The 16,536-nt window shown below is 51.2% G+C and carries 16 protein-coding genes, 16 tRNA genes and 1 rRNA gene; 2 read left to right on the forward strand and 31 right to left on the reverse strand.

Annotated features, from left to right (window positions below; all coding sequences use genetic code 11):
* Positions 1-152 precede the first annotated feature (152 nt).
* From J2X61_RS17185 to J2X61_RS17240, 12 genes are all read right to left on the reverse strand, one after another.
* Positions 153-1,421 (reverse strand): molybdopterin molybdotransferase MoeA, encoded by a 1,269-nt coding sequence (locus J2X61_RS17185; RefSeq protein WP_310189396.1) that lies wholly within the window; start codon positions 1,419-1,421, stop codon positions 153-155.
* A gap of 21 nt (positions 1,422-1,442) precedes the next feature.
* Entirely contained in the window at positions 1,443-2,447 is a 1,005-nt protein-coding gene (gene moaA / locus J2X61_RS17190) for a GTP 3',8-cyclase MoaA (protein WP_274472301.1), read from the reverse strand.
* Positions 2,448-2,535: 88 nt separating this feature from the next.
* On the reverse strand, positions 2,536-3,150 hold the full coding sequence (mobA, locus tag J2X61_RS17195) for a molybdenum cofactor guanylyltransferase (protein WP_310189397.1): 615 nt from the start codon (positions 3,148-3,150) through the stop codon (positions 2,536-2,538).
* Positions 3,147-3,764, reverse strand: coding sequence for an MOSC domain-containing protein (locus J2X61_RS17200; protein WP_310189399.1), 618 nt, complete (start codon positions 3,762-3,764; stop codon positions 3,147-3,149). Before J2X61_RS17200 ends, mobA begins: the two co-directional genes overlap by 4 nt.
* 101 nt (positions 3,765-3,865) lie before the next feature.
* Positions 3,866-5,221: a molybdopterin-dependent oxidoreductase gene (locus J2X61_RS17205; protein ID WP_310189401.1), complete on the reverse strand. Its 1,356-nt coding sequence runs from the start codon at positions 5,219-5,221 to the stop codon at positions 3,866-3,868.
* 205 nt (positions 5,222-5,426) lie between these two features.
* Positions 5,427-5,558, reverse strand: a complete 132-nt coding sequence (locus J2X61_RS17210) for a hypothetical protein (protein ID WP_310189402.1) — start codon at positions 5,556-5,558, stop codon at positions 5,427-5,429.
* 932 nt (positions 5,559-6,490) lie between these two features.
* Positions 6,491-6,973 carry a stalk domain-containing protein gene (locus J2X61_RS17215; RefSeq protein WP_310189404.1) on the reverse strand — a complete coding sequence of 161 codons (483 nt, stop codon included), beginning with the start codon at positions 6,971-6,973 and terminating at the stop codon, positions 6,491-6,493.
* A 150-nt stretch (positions 6,974-7,123) separates the two neighbouring features.
* A complete protein-coding gene (locus tag J2X61_RS17220) occupies positions 7,124-8,086 on the reverse strand; it encodes a sensor histidine kinase (protein ID WP_310189406.1) in 963 nt (320 codons plus the stop codon).
* A gap of 80 nt (positions 8,087-8,166) precedes the next feature.
* Positions 8,167-8,898: a response regulator transcription factor gene (locus J2X61_RS17225; protein ID WP_396135458.1), complete on the reverse strand. Its 732-nt coding sequence runs from the start codon at positions 8,896-8,898 to the stop codon at positions 8,167-8,169.
* A gap of 78 nt (positions 8,899-8,976) precedes the next feature.
* On the reverse strand, positions 8,977-9,438 hold the full coding sequence (locus J2X61_RS17230; protein WP_310189409.1) for a DUF2269 family protein: 462 nt from the start codon (positions 9,436-9,438) through the stop codon (positions 8,977-8,979).
* Between the two features lie 112 nt (positions 9,439-9,550).
* A complete protein-coding gene (locus J2X61_RS17235; RefSeq protein WP_310189411.1) occupies positions 9,551-10,786 on the reverse strand; it encodes an MDR family MFS transporter in 1,236 nt (411 codons plus the stop codon).
* A gap of 133 nt (positions 10,787-10,919) precedes the next feature.
* Complete coding sequence (locus J2X61_RS17240; RefSeq protein WP_274472292.1) at positions 10,920-11,303, reverse strand: hypothetical protein; 384 nt, start codon at positions 11,301-11,303, stop codon at positions 10,920-10,922.
* A 233-nt stretch (positions 11,304-11,536) separates the two neighbouring features.
* Between J2X61_RS17240 and J2X61_RS17245 the strand changes: the two genes are divergently transcribed.
* Positions 11,537-12,331 carry an alpha/beta fold hydrolase gene (locus J2X61_RS17245; protein WP_274472291.1) on the forward strand — a complete coding sequence of 265 codons (795 nt, stop codon included), beginning with the start codon at positions 11,537-11,539 and terminating at the stop codon, positions 12,329-12,331.
* Here J2X61_RS17245 and J2X61_RS17250 read toward each other — a convergent pair.
* Positions 12,321-13,535, reverse strand: coding sequence for an ROK family protein (locus J2X61_RS17250; RefSeq protein ID WP_396135459.1), 1,215 nt, complete (start codon positions 13,533-13,535; stop codon positions 12,321-12,323). The genes J2X61_RS17245 and J2X61_RS17250 overlap by 11 nt on opposite strands.
* Positions 13,536-13,609: 74 nt before the next feature.
* On the reverse strand, positions 13,610-14,317 hold the full coding sequence (locus tag J2X61_RS17255; protein WP_274472289.1) for a class I SAM-dependent methyltransferase: 708 nt from the start codon (positions 14,315-14,317) through the stop codon (positions 13,610-13,612).
* A gap of 247 nt (positions 14,318-14,564) precedes the next feature.
* Between J2X61_RS17255 and J2X61_RS17260 the strand changes: the two genes are divergently transcribed.
* A complete protein-coding gene (locus tag J2X61_RS17260) occupies positions 14,565-14,675 on the forward strand; it encodes a YjcZ family sporulation protein (RefSeq protein WP_274472288.1) in 111 nt (36 codons plus the stop codon).
* A 212-nt stretch (positions 14,676-14,887) separates the two neighbouring features.
* Here the strand turns inward: J2X61_RS17260 and J2X61_RS17265 are convergent.
* The 17 genes from J2X61_RS17265 to J2X61_RS17345 form a co-directional block, all read right to left on the reverse strand.
* A tRNA-Leu gene (locus J2X61_RS17265) sits at positions 14,888-14,966 on the reverse strand.
* 20 nt (positions 14,967-14,986) lie between these two features.
* A tRNA-Leu gene (locus J2X61_RS17270) sits at positions 14,987-15,075 on the reverse strand.
* A 10-nt stretch (positions 15,076-15,085) separates the two neighbouring features.
* A tRNA-Cys gene (locus J2X61_RS17275) sits at positions 15,086-15,159 on the reverse strand.
* 10 nt (positions 15,160-15,169) lie between these two features.
* Positions 15,170-15,244 (reverse strand) — tRNA-Gly (locus J2X61_RS17280).
* A 14-nt stretch (positions 15,245-15,258) separates the two neighbouring features.
* Positions 15,259-15,330: transfer RNA gene (locus J2X61_RS17285), tRNA-Gln, on the reverse strand.
* A gap of 12 nt (positions 15,331-15,342) precedes the next feature.
* A tRNA-His gene (locus J2X61_RS17290) sits at positions 15,343-15,418 on the reverse strand.
* Positions 15,419-15,431: 13 nt separating this feature from the next.
* Positions 15,432-15,505 (reverse strand) — tRNA-Trp (locus J2X61_RS17295).
* Between the two features lie 12 nt (positions 15,506-15,517).
* A tRNA-Tyr gene (locus J2X61_RS17300) sits at positions 15,518-15,599 on the reverse strand.
* Between the two features lie 9 nt (positions 15,600-15,608).
* Positions 15,609-15,684: transfer RNA gene (locus J2X61_RS17305), tRNA-Thr, on the reverse strand.
* Between the two features lie 22 nt (positions 15,685-15,706).
* Positions 15,707-15,782 (reverse strand) — tRNA-Phe (locus J2X61_RS17310).
* Positions 15,783-15,802: 20 nt separating this feature from the next.
* Positions 15,803-15,879 (reverse strand) — tRNA-Asp (locus J2X61_RS17315).
* Positions 15,880-15,890: 11 nt separating this feature from the next.
* Positions 15,891-15,967 (reverse strand) — tRNA-Met (locus J2X61_RS17320).
* 53 nt (positions 15,968-16,020) lie between these two features.
* A tRNA-Val gene (locus J2X61_RS17325) sits at positions 16,021-16,096 on the reverse strand.
* 14 nt (positions 16,097-16,110) lie between these two features.
* Positions 16,111-16,185: transfer RNA gene (locus J2X61_RS17330), tRNA-Glu, on the reverse strand.
* Between the two features lie 14 nt (positions 16,186-16,199).
* A tRNA-Ser gene (locus J2X61_RS17335) sits at positions 16,200-16,291 on the reverse strand.
* Positions 16,292-16,294: 3 nt separating this feature from the next.
* Positions 16,295-16,370 (reverse strand) — tRNA-Asn (locus J2X61_RS17340).
* A gap of 82 nt (positions 16,371-16,452) precedes the next feature.
* A 23S ribosomal RNA gene (locus J2X61_RS17345) occupies positions 16,453-16,536 on the reverse strand; the annotation flags it as partial.

The raw sequence follows: 16,536 nt of genomic DNA on the forward strand, positions 1-16,536 counted from the left end.
GGTTGTGGAACTGGATACGGTTCCGTAGGTGTTGTTCTTGTTCTGTATGTTCTGCTTGTCATCATCCTTGCTACTTTCGCAATCTAATGATGTGAAAATGGGCCTGCCGTCACCTGCTTCCTTCGCGAAGCAGAGTGACGGCAGGCCTCATTTTATTGGATAGGATAAATATGTACGCGTTCGTTCCTTGCGAATCCTGAGCCTCCGGCCGGCAGATAAATCAAACAATCCGCATCCTTGATGGATACCATGATGCTGGATTTATCGATGCCAGCAGGCTTCACTCGCAGAGAGCCATCCTGTACATGCGTCATGCCTCTTACATAACGCGGATATGCGGAGCCTTTGTCGTAATCAACGTCCAGATAGGCGGTGACCGCGTCCGGATACGCTGATGGACAGCCGGCCATCGCCAGAATCAACGGCTTGGCGAACAATTCAAAGCCTACGAAGGAGGCTCCGGGATTGCCGGAGAGCGCCAATAACAGCTTATCGTTCCACAGTGCTGCACTCGTCGGCGTGCCTGGACGCATGGCTACTTTATTAAACAGCAGCTTCCCTGCAAAACGGCTGAAAACATCAACCAATACGTCGTAGTCTCCTACAGAGACGCCGCCGGACGTAAGCACAAGATCGGCCCCGGCCAGTCCCTTCTGCAGCGCCGCCTCCACCTCATCCGCATGATCGGAGAGCGCCTGCATAATGATGGGGGTGCCTCCAGCCGCTTCTACTTGAGCGGCCAGCATGTAGGAGTTGCTGTTGCGAATGCGTCCCGGCTCCAGCTCGTCATCGACATTCAACAGCTCCGAGCCTGTAGAGTAAATAGCTACCTTAGGCTTGCGATAGACGGCGACATAGGCATAACCGAAGGTTGCCAGAATGGCCGCCTCGCCAGGACCGATCCGTGTACCGCGCGCCAGAAGCAGCTCCTCTTCGCGAATTTCACCGGCAATAGGCGTAATGTTGCTTCCTGCGGGCATGTGCTTCTTAATGCTTACGCAAGAGGAACTCTTCCCTGCATCATGCTGCGGCAGAGCGTCCGTCATCTCCAGCATAACGACACTGTCCGCACCGTCCGGAACGGGAGCGCCAGTCATGATGCGTGCAGCCGTGCCGGAGTGAACCGTATGCTGAGGCACAGTGCCGCTCGGAATAAGCTCAATAACACGAAGGACAATCGGATTGTCAGGGGCAGCCGCCTCAATATCCTCAGCTTTAACCGCATACCCGTCTACGCCGGACCGCCGAAAGTGAGGGACAGGATGATTCGCCGTTATATCCTCACCCAGCCGTCTTCCGTATGCTGCCGATAGCGGGACAGACTCGACTTCCGTAAGTTTGACATATTCGGCAAGCAAGCCCCTGGCTTCATCGACCGAAATGACCTTTCGGCCAAATTTAAGCTTCGTATCGCTATTCACTTGCGTCCGTTCCTCCCTGGGTTAACCGCCGATTTGTGACATCCGGCGAAGTGTCGGCGTATGCGACTGCGCTTCGTTCATCAGCGCCTGCGCCATCTCATGATTCTGCGGCTTGATATCCAAAGCGCGGAAGAACAAGTCTTCCACCGCTGCGTCATCGCCGATATATTTGCGAACATTGAACTCATCCGACCAATATAAACATGGTTTCACATTGCCGTCAGCCGTAATGCGCAGCCGGTTGCAGGTTTCACAGAAATGGTCGCTGATCGGGTGAATGAGTCCGAAAGAGCCCAAGGCTCCGTCGATCCGGTAATTTTGGGCGGGACCGTTGCCATACACCGCATCTGAAGGGACGGCGTTCCACCCCTTCTCGCTGCAGCGGTCCAACACGGTTGTCAGAGATAAATACCTGTTCTTCCAAGTATCATCCTGATGACCGATTGGCATATATTCAATGAATCGGACTTGAATGGGCCGATCGATCGTCATTTGCAGGAAGTCTTCAATCTCATCGTCATTGATCCCCTTCATCAGAACGACATTCAGCTTGATCGGGGATATGCCAACACGATAGGCTTCCTCGATGCTGGCCAATACGCGGTTGATATCTCCGCCTCTTGTAATTAGGGAGAACCGGTCGGCTTTCAAGGAATCCAGACTAATATTGACGCGGGTTAATCCTGCTGCGCGAAGCTTCTCGGCTCTCGAGGCCAAATAAATCCCATTCGTAGTCAGGGCGATATCTTCAATTCCGGGAATTTGCGAAAGCATGCCAATCAATTGCTCCAAATTTTTGCGTACCAGAGGCTCTCCCCCGGTTAATCTAAGCTTGCGCACACCTAGTCTCGCCAAAACTCGGACGACCTCAGTGATTTCCTCGAACGTGAGAAGCTTCTCATCCGGTTCAAACTCCATTCCTTCTTCGGGCATACAATAAACACAGCGGAGATTGCACCGATCCGTTACGGAAATACGCAAATAATCGTGCATTCGTCCAAAACGATCCATCAGCAGCTTCGACATGAGGGGTCACCTTCTCTCCTTGTCCATTATGGCATATTTAATGACAAAATCCTAGATTTCAGCGCTAAAATGATGAGAATAATAGTTTTTATGATAGATTTCCTAACATATCCTTATAACTTTCTGGCGTATTTACATTTACTGCGAAGTCCGTCGGCACTTGATGCTGCGCAAATAATCCATTCTCCGCAGGGAGCCAGTCAATATGATCCAACAGACCCATCAGTCTGTATTTCTCTTGTTTTAACAAAATTTCGGCTTCCGAACCGATCAGCCTGGAGTAGACGCCATGCAGCGGCTGAACCTTGCCGTCCAGAACAGGAATCACGGCGTCGACATACTTCTCTTGACATAATTGGCCCATCAATTGTGCGGCTGCCGACGAAATGAACGGCATATCACAACCGACGATCCACAGCCAATCGTTCGTTGCCGCCTGAGCCGCTGCATGTATACCGCTTAGAGGCCCTTTCTGTACATAGACATCCGATACCCATCGTACATCCATTTCCGGGGAAATTAGCGTTATGTGAGGCTTCAAAACTTCAGGTTCATTGGATACGATAACGACCTGCTTCGTAATTTGCGACATTTCCGTGAGCTGCTTGTGGAGCAATGGCTGACCCTGTACGGGCAGCAATGCCTTCGGCTTTCCTCCCATTCGGCGGTTTAATCCGCCTGCCAAAATAACGCCGGTGATCATGCTTCCATTTCCGCCAATCGATTGCTGAACGATTGCCTCCAGCTTGCCGACAGAGCATCCGCCTCTATCAGAAGCCGAATAGCTTGCTTATTCGCTTTGTCATGGTATTTAATGGTATTGGCAAAAGCAAGCGTAAGGCCCGCTTCATCTTTGGCCACAAGCTTCAACTTGGAATCCTTGGAAATGTAGCCTTCCTTCAGTACCCGGAAGTAGAATCCGGTAAAGCCGGTTTCCTGCATTTTGGCCGGGGCTTGAACCCACTCCAAGCGCTTGCCCGCTTTGAAACAAGGCTGGCGGGGCTGAGAGACCTGCACAATCACTTCATCGATCGCATAAGTGTCGCCAATGCAAACATCGCCTTCCAGCAGCCCGCGAACCGTTAGATTCTCTCCGAACGAACCGGGCGAAAGCTTACGGCCGAGCAGCTCCTCCCAGTAAGCGTAATGCTCCTCCGGATAGACGCACAGCGCTTTATCCACGCCGCCATGCACGGTTAGATCCGCTTGCCCGTCTCCTTCCAGCTGTGTTTTCGATACAAATAAAGATGAGCTGACCGGGGATTTATAAATGCCCGTAACCAGCTCTTTACCTTGATAGTCGATTGTCCGTGGCATGCCCACGTTGACCGATATGATTTCCATTGCTCTATTCCCTCATTTCCAAGCAGGTTCTTAGCAATAACTATACCAAAAACCAATTAGAAAGTCAGTTCATCTTATGCACGGTTCGATCTGTTTACCCATGCGTCATTATCGTAACCTCTAACTTCCCAGTAACCTATATGCTCCTTCTCGATCAACTCGATCCCTTGAAGCCATTTGACGGATTTGTAGGCATACATTTGGGGAACGATCAGCCGCACCGGACCGCCTAGCTGCTGCGGGATCGGCTTACCGTCCAGCAGTACAGCAACCATAATATCGTCGCCGCCGGCTTGCTCGAGCGAGAGCGCATCGGTGTAGACTTTGTCACCCGAGTAGAACTTCACATACTTCGCTTTGGCCTGCACGCCTGCTGCCGCCAACATTTCCTTTAGAGGAATCCCCTCCCAGGTGCAGCTATAAACGGACCACCCCGTCACACAATGGAAATCGCTCACCTGCACGGTCCGTTTCAGCTTGAGAAACTCTTCCCAATTCCATACGCCGGGACGATCCACCAAGCCGGATATGGCAAACTGCCATGTATCCGAGGAGAAAGCCGGAATTTCCGTCACCGTGTAGATGCGGAAATTCCCCTGCGCCCCTCCGCCCGCGACGGCGGCGGAGTCCGGCAACGGCTCGGGCGGCGGCACCATCCGGTTGCCGTCCGCCGCAATGTAGTCGGCGGTCGCGGAGCCGCCGCCGCTTGACACGCCTTTTATCCAGCGATAAAAGGCGGGCCCTACCGCGATCACGAGCAACAAGCCTGCGGCGATCCGCAGGAATGAGGCGCGAGTGATCGGCGACTCTTTCAGCGCGGCGATGACAGCCTGCGCTGCGGACCTGCCCGCGCTGGTTGCCGCGGGATCAGCTTCCACGGCCGCCGGCTGCGCGGCAGGCGGGGCAGCGGCGGCAGCCGGTGCGGCGGTCCGGGTCGAGCTAGCGCTAGCGCTCGCCGCCTGTTCCAGCCGCTGCTGCCGCTTCAGCCATCTGCTGCGCGAGATGGCGTGGTACAGGGCATACGGCACGCCGACCCACGTGAGCAGGTCATGGAGGATGAGTGCCGTATTGTTAAGCTGCGGCGGCAGGTAGCGGAACTGCCACAAAATCACCCCAGACGCCGCCCAACCGATCAGCAGCGCCAGCACGAACACCAGATTCGCCCGCTGGTTGCGCTTGTTGCGAATCTGATGCCAATGTTTGCGAAGCATTGGCGCATAGAGGGCGATCAGCAGTATAGAAGCTGCGCCTAAATAAATATGCAGCTGCTTGATCGTCACGCGAACGCCGCCCAAATCTCCGCGTATGGCGCCTACGCTTAAAATAATCCCCGTCACCGTTAGGGCCAGAAGCACCCATGCATTCCAGCTATGTATCCTGTTCAGACGTTTGCCAAAAGATTGCTTTAACCATCCTCTTTTCGACTCCACACGCCCACATCCTATCAATCAAGAGTTAGTACCCTAATCATAACGCACAAATCTTAAAAAAGGCTTACAAAACTATAAGATTCTTTATTCCTGATCTCCCTACATCTGTCACTTTGACTGACGTTGTTCTTGGGAGCTACCTTCCAGCCACTATCCCTTTGGCTCAGGCCTCCGCTCCTGCCAGCTTCCAAGGTCTCACCATGTTTCATTCGAACATGTTCTCACAGAACCAATCCATAACTTGAACCCTATCCAGATCCAGATCCAGTTCCATAACCATAACCATACTCATATCCATGTCCATATCAATATCCATATCCCATTCATTCCAGTCCAATCCTATCCGGCTTCCTTAAGTTACCAGTATTATTAGTATCTGCTCTCCACCTTGGCACGTTATATGTTCAGGAACCCTACTCTAACCACTATCCCGTTGGCTCAGGTTCCCGCTCTTAGCCAGCTTTCACGGTTCCCACATGTTCCATTACGAACATGTTCCATTACGAACATGTTCCCACAGAACCGATCCATATTCCTGATCCCTATCCATCCAGTTCCATACCCATATCCTTATCCCATTCATACCAGTCCAGTCCTATCCGGCCTCCCAAGTTACACCAGAGTTATTAGTATCTGCTCCTCCATCTCGGCACGTTATATATTCAGAGGCTCTACTCTAGCCACTATCCCTTTGACTCAGGACCTCGCTCCTCATCCGCATCTAAGACCTCCCTCATTTTCATCGGGCTCGGACTTCCCACACTCCCCTCCCCTACCCTGAGCCCACACACTCCTCCTCACCCGAGCCTACACTCCCCATCACCCTGAGCCTTGGGGATAGTGGCTAGAGCTGCTGCTTCGGTGCTATGCACCATCGTGCTCGCTCGCTCGCATGCCCCACACTCCCCCTCACCTGAGCCTCGGGGATAGTGCCCATAGCTACCGCTTCGGCGCTATGCTCCATCGCACTTGCTCGCTCGCTCGCACGACCGCCACGCACTCCCCTTACCCTGAGCCTCGGGGATAGTGACCTTAGCTCCTACTTCGCCTCGATGCACCATCACAGTTGCTCACCCGCCCATCCACATGCTCATCCTCACCCTGTGCCTTCTCATCCGCCCCTCACTCCCCCTCACCTGAGCCTCGGGGATAGTGCCCATAGCTACTGCTTTGGCTCTATGCACCGCGCTCACTCGCCCGGCCCACAAAGAACCCCCTTCATGGCACAATGTGCAGTGATGGGGGTTCGTGAAAGGGCTTCTTCATGTACTACTTGATCATTTTCATTTCCTTCAATAGATATGTATCAATGAACTCTTTCGGAACATAAGTCATGTCGTTCACAATTGTTGGGGCGACCATTAGCATCTCATTCACATCACCCACGGTGATCGTTTTGCTGTCGATAAAGATTGTGATCATGCTGCTTTTATCCATCATTTTGTCCATCATGGGCTGGTCTTTCATCGTCTTATCTTCTACCATGCTCTTGTCTTCCATTGTACTCTTGTCTTCCATGGGCATTGTTTTCATTAAAGCCACAGAGCGGTTGGCCTCGTTCCATTCGACCTTAAAACCCAGTGATTCTGCTACTGTACGAAGCGGCGCAAGCTCGTTGCCCCCCTGCTGGATGGTAGCTACGCTGCTGTAGTCGAATTTGGGCATCATCATTTCTTCGGCGTTAATCAAGCTCGGGAGCGCAACTGCACTTACGGTGATAGCTACTGCAACTGCTTTCAGCCATGTTTTCACTGTGATCTTCCTCCTCATATTAATTTCTTTCTCAGTTCTAAGTTAAGGGGTAGATCTTAAGAAAGACTAACGCAAACATTACAAAAATCTAAAGAAATACTAACAAAAAAACAGCCCGGGACAATAAGCCCGCAGCTGCTGCAATCGGTTCTATATAAAAGGTATCGTAAACCAGAACGTGCTGCCTTGTTCCGCTCCTTGGTCTTTATGGCAATGAACGCCGATCGAGCCTCCGTGTAATTGGACGATTGATTTGGCGATCGCGAGTCCAAGACCGGCGCCTCCGCTTACCCGCGTTCTAGAGGGGTCTGACCGATAAAAGCGTTCGAATATTTTGTCCGCATCCTTCTCCAAAATACCCGGACCTTGATCCCGGATGGAGAGTTTAAGGTAGCGTTCCCGAAATTCTTCACCTTCTATTGTGATACAGCCCCCAGCAGGGGAATGTCGAATGGCATTGCCTAAAATGTTAGCTACCACCCGCTTCATCTCCTGAGGCATGATGTACACTGGCGACAAGCGTTCAGGCAAGATCACATGGACATGCAACGACTTCTCTTCCAGTTGAAAAGCCAAGCTTTGGAGGCCGTCTACAATCAATTGATCGGCGTGATAGGGCTCCGGCGCGAATTCCGCTCCGCCTGCATCCAGTTGGGAAAGTTTGAAAAGTTCCTGTATAAGCGCATCCAGTCTTCCCGTTTCCAAACGAATCGTTCGCAAGTAGTGCTCGAATGTGGCTTTATCCTGAATGACGTCATCTTGGAGCGCCTCGACGAAGGCTTGTATGGAAGCCATTGGCGTCCGAAGATCATGCGAGACATTGGCTACAAGCTCTTTGCGGGAGGCTTCAGCCGATCGTAATTTGTCGAAGCTTTCTTTGAGCTTGCCTGTCATCCGATTGAATTGTAACGCCAACTTTCTAAATTCCGACGGTCCTAGTTGGGGAACTACCCCTTCAAACTGCCCTTCAGAAATGCGAGTCGTTTCTTGCGTGATCGCTTGAATCGCTTTCACCAAAGGACGAGTCATTATATAATGAAGGCCCATGGACACGACAGCAGCGCCTACCGTTACTGTTGAGAGCAGTATGACGTCCTTCCATCTAAGCAGCATATAGTGATAACAAATGAATAGGGAAAACAAAATAATCCCCGTGCTCACGCCGCTGGCAACAAGCAAATAAATACGAAGCTTCAGGTCGGCTTCCTCCCTTCGAATTTATAGCCGATACCCCATACGGTTTTGATATAGCGGGGCTGGGAAGGGTTTGGCTCGATCTTTTCTCTTAACCGGCGGATATGCACGGTTACTGTCGTTGTATCGCCATAATAATCGATATCCCATATTTTGCTTAGCAATTGGTTTCGCGAGAAGACTTGCTCCGGATGACTTGCGAACAAATGAAGGAGTTCAAATTCCTTCACCGTCAGCTCAATATCTCTATTGCCTACGCGGACGCTGCGGTGCAGCGCGTTGATCTCGAACCCCGGGAATTTCAGGATGTGCGCTGACGCTGCTCCCTCCTTATTTCCCGGCGTTTGTGAACGCTGCAGCCTGCGCAATATGCCTTTCATTCGCAGGACCAGCTCCCGCGGGGAGAACGGCTTCGTCAGATAGTCATCCGCCCCCATGGTAAGTCCCATCAACCGGTCCATTTCATCGCCGAGCGCCGTCAACATAATAATCGGAACGTCCTCTTCGCTGCGGATTTCTTCGCATACCTGCCAGCCGTTTTTGCCTGGCATCATCAGATCCAGTACAATGAGCTGCGGACGATGCTGCCGCCATAGGCGGATCGCCTCTTCGCCGTTATCCGCCGAAAGAACCTGAAAGCCTTCCCTCTGCAAATAGACGGTACATACATCTATAATATTCGGTTCGTCATCTACGACAAGAACGATTGCCCCCACGCTTTTCACCTCCATAAAACTAGTACAATTATAGCGCAATTAATGAAGCTGTATCTTACGGAAGTATTACAAAACAATAAAAGCCCGACATATTTATATGCCAGGCTTCCATACCATCAGTATTAATGAAATCAGCGGAAGAATCGTGCCGATGGTCCCATAAATGTCCCACTTCCTTGAGACTTGTTTGTAAGTGTCTGTTTGTTTCCCCGCTTTTATCGAATCTGCGCTGTAGCGAATCATTTTTCTTTGCAAGGGCAGCAGTACGAACAACCAGAGCAGTCCGGACAAAGAGAAAAGCAGCAGCGAAGCCGTGACCCAACTCCATTCTACGAGCGAGTATCCTAACCGCGCAGCCATGAGATGGCCGGGAATCAACAGCAAGAGGATACCCGGCACCGTGAATACATAATCCGCCAGCATAATATTTTTGACGGTAAGGTGAATGGCCGTCAGATCCTGCTTCCCGTAATGAGCTCTCACTTTCCAGAAAGCCCCCGTCACAATGTTACCTAGAAATAATACAGCGCCCAGTACATGCAAGAACAAAAGCATATCCAATCACTCCTTTGGATGAATCTTCTTTTGTTCTTATTGTAGACTTTCCGCCATTTTCTGTAAGGTGAGCATGGTCATGACCCGCAGTGACCTAAGTCATTCCCTTAAGTTAAGCTTGCAAAGCAGCCTCTAGAGCCGGCTCCTCTTCCTTCCGGTTCAAGCTGCGGATGTATCGCGACTGAGCAATGCCGGCAATCACAAGGATGATGCCGAGAATGGCAAACATCACTTTCCCGCCAAAATGGCTGAACAGCAATCCGCCCAAGATCGGCCCGATAGCCCGAGACAGCTGCCAGTTCATGCCGAACACGGAGAAGTACAGGCCTCTATGCTCTTCCGGGGCAATGACGGAGATCACTTTCTGAATATGAGGACCGTTCAACATTTCACCAATGGTAAATAAAAACTCGACAAAAAGCAGAATTGCGAGATAAGGAACAAATCCATAACCGACGGATACTAGAGCGAACAACATATACGATACGGCAACGACTGCAAATGCAGGAGCGCGTTCTGTGCGTTTGGCAATCCAGAGCTGCAGGGCTATGACTACACACCCGTTAAAAGTGATGATCGTAGCAAATACGGACTTATAATTTTCAAAATGCTGCTGCAAATGCAGCGGGAATGTCGACTCCACCTGTGCGTACAGAAGGGAGACCGGCATCGCTAGCAAGGTAATCCAAAGCAGCGGTTTATGCTCCGACCATTTGATTTTGGTTTTATTGGAGCCGGCTGCTTGGTCTTCTTTGGATTTCATCGGCATCGTCTCCGGAACTTTCCATACGACAAGTGCCGCATAAGCGAACAGCGCGATCGAACAAGCCAGGAAAATGATCGTCGGGTTCATGGTAAACAACAGCAAGCCAAGCAGCGGGCCGAATGCGGAGCCCATGTTCAAGGCTGTGTGCAGCAGCGCGAACACTTCGGCACGCTTCTCCTGTGGAACAACATCCGAGATTTGGGCGTTGGCCGCGGGGCCGAACATGGCATGTCCAATCCCGTTAATAATGGAAATAAGGGCAAATTCCCAAACATGGCTGGCAAATATGTACCCGCCAATCGCAACTGCTTGAATGATAAGCGCGGCCAGCATCATTGGCTTGCGCCCGTACTTATCGCTCAGGCTGCCTGCGTACAGGTTCACGAATATGCCGCATAACGGTTGTAAGCCTACGATCAGCATCGAGAGAAAGACGGAGCCGTCAAGCTTATCGTACAAATAATAGACCAAATAAGGTCGCATCATGAATCCGGCCAATGATGTTAAAATCGTTCCGATGACTCGCACCCATATTGCCGTATCGTACTTGCTAATCAGTGAAAATAGTGGAATTCTATGCATATAGCCCTCCCTGGATGTCTTGGTCTTCTCAGTTTAGGGGCAGAAGAGCAAAAGAAAAAGGTAAAATCTCGTTATACCGGATTTCACCTTTTAGGGGAGGCCTGATTTAATTGTGGATTGGATGATAGGTTGATTACCCTCCGATTCGAATCTTCCGGTAGGTATCGATGAACGAAAGGACATCTACGCGTTTCCCCCTCTTCTTCGCAACTCTGGCCATTTTCACAAGGGTTGTCCAGAATTCGTCGAGTACGGGAGATTCGAAATCATTTTCTTTCGGAGCTTGGGTCAATTTATGCTTGTTATTGTAAGATGAACCTTCGTCTGAGATCAGGTATTGAATCTGACTTTTTTTCCACTGCTCGCCGGTTACGTAGCTGACGCCGATTTCACGCATTTTCTTGCGTACGGATGTGACGGGACGGGATAGTTCTCTGGCAATGACGACCGGTGGGCATTCAGCGGAAAGTCGGATTAATTTGTCCAGTTCTTGAGTGGACCAAGGTTTCTTAGTCATAGCACTAACCTCACTTTGTAGAATGAATGATTCTTTTGTCGCTTTATTTGGGTAACAACGGGTATACTGAGAGAATAACAACGAATTGTTAGAGAAGTATGAGTTAACCATAATGAAAGTATGAAGTCATAACTTTGTCGATATTTTCCTTATTTCCGCGACTATTGAACTAAAATTGTGAACATTTTTAGGACTTTTGGAGTGGAAAAATCAAATTTTGGAGGATGATTGAAGTGAGCCGTCATATTATTGGGAAAGAGCTGTACATTGAGGACAAAGGGCAAGGAAAAGCTGTTATCTTACTGCATGGATTCCCGTTGGACCATCGCATGTGGCAATCGCAGATCGATGCTTTAGCCGCGAATTACCGAGTCATCACGCCTGACTTGCGGGGAATGGGACAATCCGATGTGCCAACGACGAACATTTCGATGGAGCAATACGCGGATGACATTCTATTGATGATGGATAAAATGGACATACAAAAAGCCGCACTCGGCGGCTTTTCAATGGGTGGCTATGTGGCTTTTGCTTTGCTAAGGAAAGCTCCTGAACGTTTCTCTGCTCTCCTGCTCGCGAATACCCGTCCGGAAGCGGACGGCCCGGAAGCGCGTAAAAATCGCATGAATATGGCCGTCTCCCTCTATGACAAAGGAGCGGCTGCGGCCAGAGACGCCATGCTGCCCAAGCTGCTTACCGAGCAGACTGCGAAGGAGCAGCCAGCGCTTGTGGAGAGCTTAAGCGAGGTTATGGGCTCCATGCCCGCCGAAGGGCTCGTTCATGCGAGCTTGGCGATGGCGTTCCGCCCTGACTCCGTAGAGCTGCTGAGCCTGATCTCCGTACCGACACTGGTCATCGCCGGCGAGAAAGACCCAATTGCGCCTCCGGATGTGATGCGCAAAATGGCTGACGCCATCCCAGGCGCCAGCTTCCATGCCATACCAGGCGCTTCGCATTTGGCTCCGATGGAGCAGCCCGAGGCGTTCAACGCTTTGCTGCTTGACTTCCTGAAAGGCGTCACAGCCTGACGAGCTGGTCCATGACCATCACGGCTGCTCCAATGGCAAGTGCTTCTTCACCCAGCTGTCCCTTGCTGAAGATAACTTGGTAGGCGGGATAGTAATACGTCTTCCGAATCGCTACCTGTGTAGCGGTTTGGAAGAATAGCTCCCCGCCGACAATGAGCGGCCCCCCGAGAATAACCTTCTCCGGGTGCAAAATATTTAACAAATTGGCGAGTCCGATGCCAAAATAAGTCGCAGCTTCCGAAATGATCTCCACAGCCAGGGGATCATTTTTTTTGACGGCTTCCATCACATGCGCGTAGGTCACTTGTTCTGGGTCTGGAGAGAAATGGGCCAGCATCGTGGAGCGCCCCTGCTTCAAAGCCGTGCGCGCCGCCTTCTCGATGGCATACAAGGAAGCATACGACTCCAAGGCGCCGTAGTTGCCGGAGGCGTTGCGGGGCGCCACACCGTCCGTCTGAATGATCATTTGCCCGACGGAGCCTTCCATGTCGACGGCGCCATAAATGACCTTCCCTTCGGAGACCATGGAAGATCGTAAACCCACCCCGGCATGAATATAGAGCAGATGCTTGAAGCTCTGCGTCCGCTGATGCCAGGATTCTGCCAGAATGGCCGTGTTCGCCCCGTTATCCAGCATGGCCGGTATCCCCAGCCGCTCCGACAGCTCACGGCATATCGCAACATTCGTCCATCCTTTGGCCGGGAAATAGGATGGCTCCAAGATGGTGCCGGACAGCCGGTCCACGGGACCGACGGCACCGATGCCGATACCCAGCAGCCTCGATGTCTCGATCCCGTGCCGCTTCAGCATAGACTGCGCCTCTTGTACGATGAGGCGGATCAGCACATCAGGCGTCATCTCGGACGTCATGGTCCAGCTTCTTGTGTCCAATTTGTTCATGCCCAAATCGACCAGCACCAGCCTGGACAGCGTTCGTGAGATTTCCAGACCGAACACATACGCATAGGCCGAATTCTTCTCGTAGAGAATCGGCCTGCGTCCGCCTGTCGATGCGCCGAAGCCGGATTCAAGGATGAGCCCTTGACTCGTCAGCTCCTCCAAGAGCCGCGTCAGCGTAGAGACGGTCATCCCGCTTTGCTCTAAGAGCTCTGTCTTGGAGATCGTCGTCTGGCGGCATATGCGTTCATAAATTTCCTTCGCTTTCCGGTTCGGAATGCGTTCCGTAATTACATCAGCATTCAAAAGAAACATCCCCCAATGATAATCTTTCTCATTACATTCGCCATGAGGGTGCCCATTTCCTGCCTAGTATTTGTCTATTCCTTCGATCCTATCATTAACGTATAGCCCATATAGCTATGATATTTGCCTACAAGCTCATCGTATCTGGCCGTAATCTGCCAAATTCGTGGATCCATGAACGATTGCCGGTCGGACAAATGCACAGGATCCGGATGCTGCACCTGATCTTCGAACATCGTTAACGGGAAAGGATGGCTGCCGGAGAAATCTACGGCGAATCCGCTTCCCTGCAGCAGCTCCCGCCACTCTTCCATACTATAAATTTTGCTTACACCGTAGAAGCTGCATAACGCTCTGTGAACGGCTGCTGTCATCGGTTTGACGCGGATCACTTCCCGGTCATACAGCTTTCCTCCGGGCCTCAACACACGATAATACTCTGCTACCGCCTTCTCGGCGTCCGCGAAATTCGTCACGGATTCCACCATGACGACATCGAAAGATGCACCTTCAAATGGGAGCTGGCAAACATCCCCTTCTCTAAACTCCACTTGCACCCCCAGCTTCTCGGCTCTTATCTTTGCTTTCGCAACCATCTCCGGGCGGATATCAATCGCCGTTACCTCAAGTCCCTGCTCGGCAAGGTAGCATGCCGTTCTCCCTGTACCGCATCCGACCTCCAAAACCCGTTTGCCTTTCTCTATCGGGTATTGCTTAAGCTGTTCAATCGTTTCACCGAAACCTCCGGGGTGCGCATTGCCAACCCCAAGCTTTGCTAACATATCTAGGTATTCGATAGCACAGACACCTCCACAGAAGCATTTTAATCTCTTTTCTACCATATGGAGGGCAGTTGTCTCTTGTTCAGCTTACGGACTCTTTTTTATAAAAAAGGCTATCGCCTAAAGCACGCTTTTTCAGCCCTATTTGGGCTGATTCCCCAGTCAAACGAAGGCATCGCACCATAGGATGTATTGTCTCTCAAGAGAAGGCTGCCGAGAGCATTACTTACGATTGGGGGTGACATCCATGGGTGTTGCTGCTGGTACTGGTGTTGGTGTTGGTTACGGAACTTCCGCTGCTGCTATTCTCGTATTGTTCATTTTGCTCGTAATCGTAACAATGACTTACGCTTGGTAATTCACGTTGGATAACCGTTACAATCTTAGAAGGAGCCGTGGTCTGATGGCACCCGGTTCCTTCTCTTCTTAATTGCTCCGAAGCCCGATAAGAAAGCGTCCAGCTATTTTGCACAGTACATTTACATAGGGTCATCTTTAATATGGTTAGCAGAACGAAGCAAACAAAAAAACACATGAAATCTAATGATTTCATGTGCTTCATGTTCGTTATACCGGCAAGAGGACTCGAACCTCCACCCTTTCGGACTCGATTTTGAGTCGAGCGCGTCTGCCATTCCGCCATGCCGGCTTATTAAATTAATATTACGTTGGTGCCGAAGACCAGACTTGAACTGGTACGGTAGTCACCTACCGCAGGATTTTAAGTCCTGTGCGTCTGCCGATTCCGCCACTCCGGCTTGAACATAGTGGAGGCGCCACCCAGACTCGAACTGGGGGTAAAGCTTTTGCAGAGCTCTGCCTTACCACTTGGCTATGGCGCCTTAGTAATAATGGAGCGGAAGACGGGGATCGAACCCGCGACCCTCGCCTTGGCAAGGCGATGCTCTACCGCTGAGCCACTTCCGCACGGTAATTAAAAACTGGGGATCAAGGATTCGAACCTTGGAATGACGGAGTCAAAGTCCGTTGCCTTACCGCTTGGCTAATCCCCACTATAACTGAAGTGGGGCGATCGATGGGACTTGAACCCACGAATGCTGGAGCCACAGACCAGTGCGTTAACCCCTTCGCCACGACCGCCGCAGTTAATTAATGGCAGGGGCAGCAGGAATCGAACCCACACCAAAGGTTTTGGAGACCTTTGTTCTACCTTTAAACTATGCCCCTATGAAATTGAAATGGAGGCTGATGGATTCGAACCACCGAACTCGGAGAGAGCAGATTTACAGTCTGCCGTGTTTAGCCACTTCACTAAGCCTCCATAAAGCAATGGTGCCGTCGAGAGGACTTGAACCCCCAACCTACTGATTACAAGTCAGTTGCTCTACCAGTTGAGCTACAACGGCATATTCAATTTGATTCGTAAGATGGTGGCTCGGGACGGAATCGAACCGCCGACACGAGGATTTTCAGTCCTCTGCTCTACCGACTGAGCTACCGAGCCTTACGTGATGTTGGTAATAATGGCGGAGCCGACGGGATTCGAACCCGCGGTCTCCTGCGTGACAGGCAGGCATGTTAGGCCTCTACACCACGGCTCCACGATCATTATTGGTTGCGGGGGCAGGATTTGAACCTGCGGCCTTCGGGTTATGAGCCCGACGAGCTACCGGGCTGCTCCACCCCGCGTCATTAAGTATAAGTTATGAATCTTATTAAATCAAGTCTTACCTAAGAATTCATGGTGGAGGCTGACGGGATCGAACCGCCGACCCTCTGCTTGTAAGGCAGATGCTCTCCCAGCTGAGCTAAGCCTCCATGGGAACTAAAAATGGTGACCCGTAGGGGATTCGAACCCCTGTTACCTCCGTGAAAGGGAGGTGTCTTAACCCCTTGACCAACGGGCCTTGCAAAATTATGATGGCGGAGAGAGAGGGATTCGAACCCTCGAGACGCTTGTGACGCCTACACGATTTCCAATCGTGCTCCTTCGGCCAGCTCGGACACCTCTCCATATGGCTCCCCGAACAGGACTCGAACCTGTGACAACTCGATTAACAGTCGAGTGCTCTACCAACTGAGCTATCAGGGAATAGGACAAACATGTTCTTTTCAAGGATTTATTCCTTGAAAACTAGATACGAAACTTACGTAAAGTCGAACCTTAGGTATATTAGGATAAGCCCTCGACCGATTAGTATTCGTCAGCTGCATGCATTGCTGCACTTCCACCTCGAACCTATCAACCTCGTCGTCTA

It is taken from the genome of Bacillus sp. 3255 (assembly GCF_031456485.1).
In the GTDB taxonomy this organism is placed as follows: domain Bacteria; phylum Bacillota; class Bacilli; order Paenibacillales; family NBRC-103111; genus Paenibacillus_E.

Coding starts and splice junctions, on each gene's coding strand:
- moaA (WP_274472301.1), bottom strand. CDS start 2,447: ATGTCGAAGCTGCTGATGGATCGTTTTGGACGAATGCACGATTATTTG.
- mobA (WP_310189397.1), bottom strand. CDS start 3,150: ATGATCACCGGCGTTATTTTGGCAGGCGGATTAAACCGCCGAATGGGA.
- J2X61_RS17200 (WP_310189399.1), bottom strand. CDS start 3,764: ATGCCACGGACAATCGACTATCAAGGTAAAGAGCTGGTTACGGGCATT.
- J2X61_RS17220 (WP_310189406.1), bottom strand. CDS start 8,086: ATGCTGCTTAGATGGAAGGACGTCATACTGCTCTCAACAGTAACGGTA.
- J2X61_RS17225 (WP_396135458.1), bottom strand. CDS start 8,898: ATGGAGGTGAAAAGCGTGGGGGCAATCGTTCTTGTCGTAGATGACGAA.
- J2X61_RS17230 (WP_310189409.1), bottom strand. CDS start 9,438: ATGCTTTTGTTCTTGCATGTACTGGGCGCTGTATTATTTCTAGGTAAC.
- J2X61_RS17235 (WP_310189411.1), bottom strand. CDS start 10,786: ATGCATAGAATTCCACTATTTTCACTGATTAGCAAGTACGATACGGCA.
- J2X61_RS17240 (WP_274472292.1), bottom strand. CDS start 11,303: ATGACTAAGAAACCTTGGTCCACTCAAGAACTGGACAAATTAATCCGA.
- J2X61_RS17255 (WP_274472289.1), bottom strand. CDS start 14,317: ATGTTAGCAAAGCTTGGGGTTGGCAATGCGCACCCCGGAGGTTTCGGT.
- J2X61_RS17260 (WP_274472288.1), top strand. CDS start 14,565: ATGGGTGTTGCTGCTGGTACTGGTGTTGGTGTTGGTTACGGAACTTCC.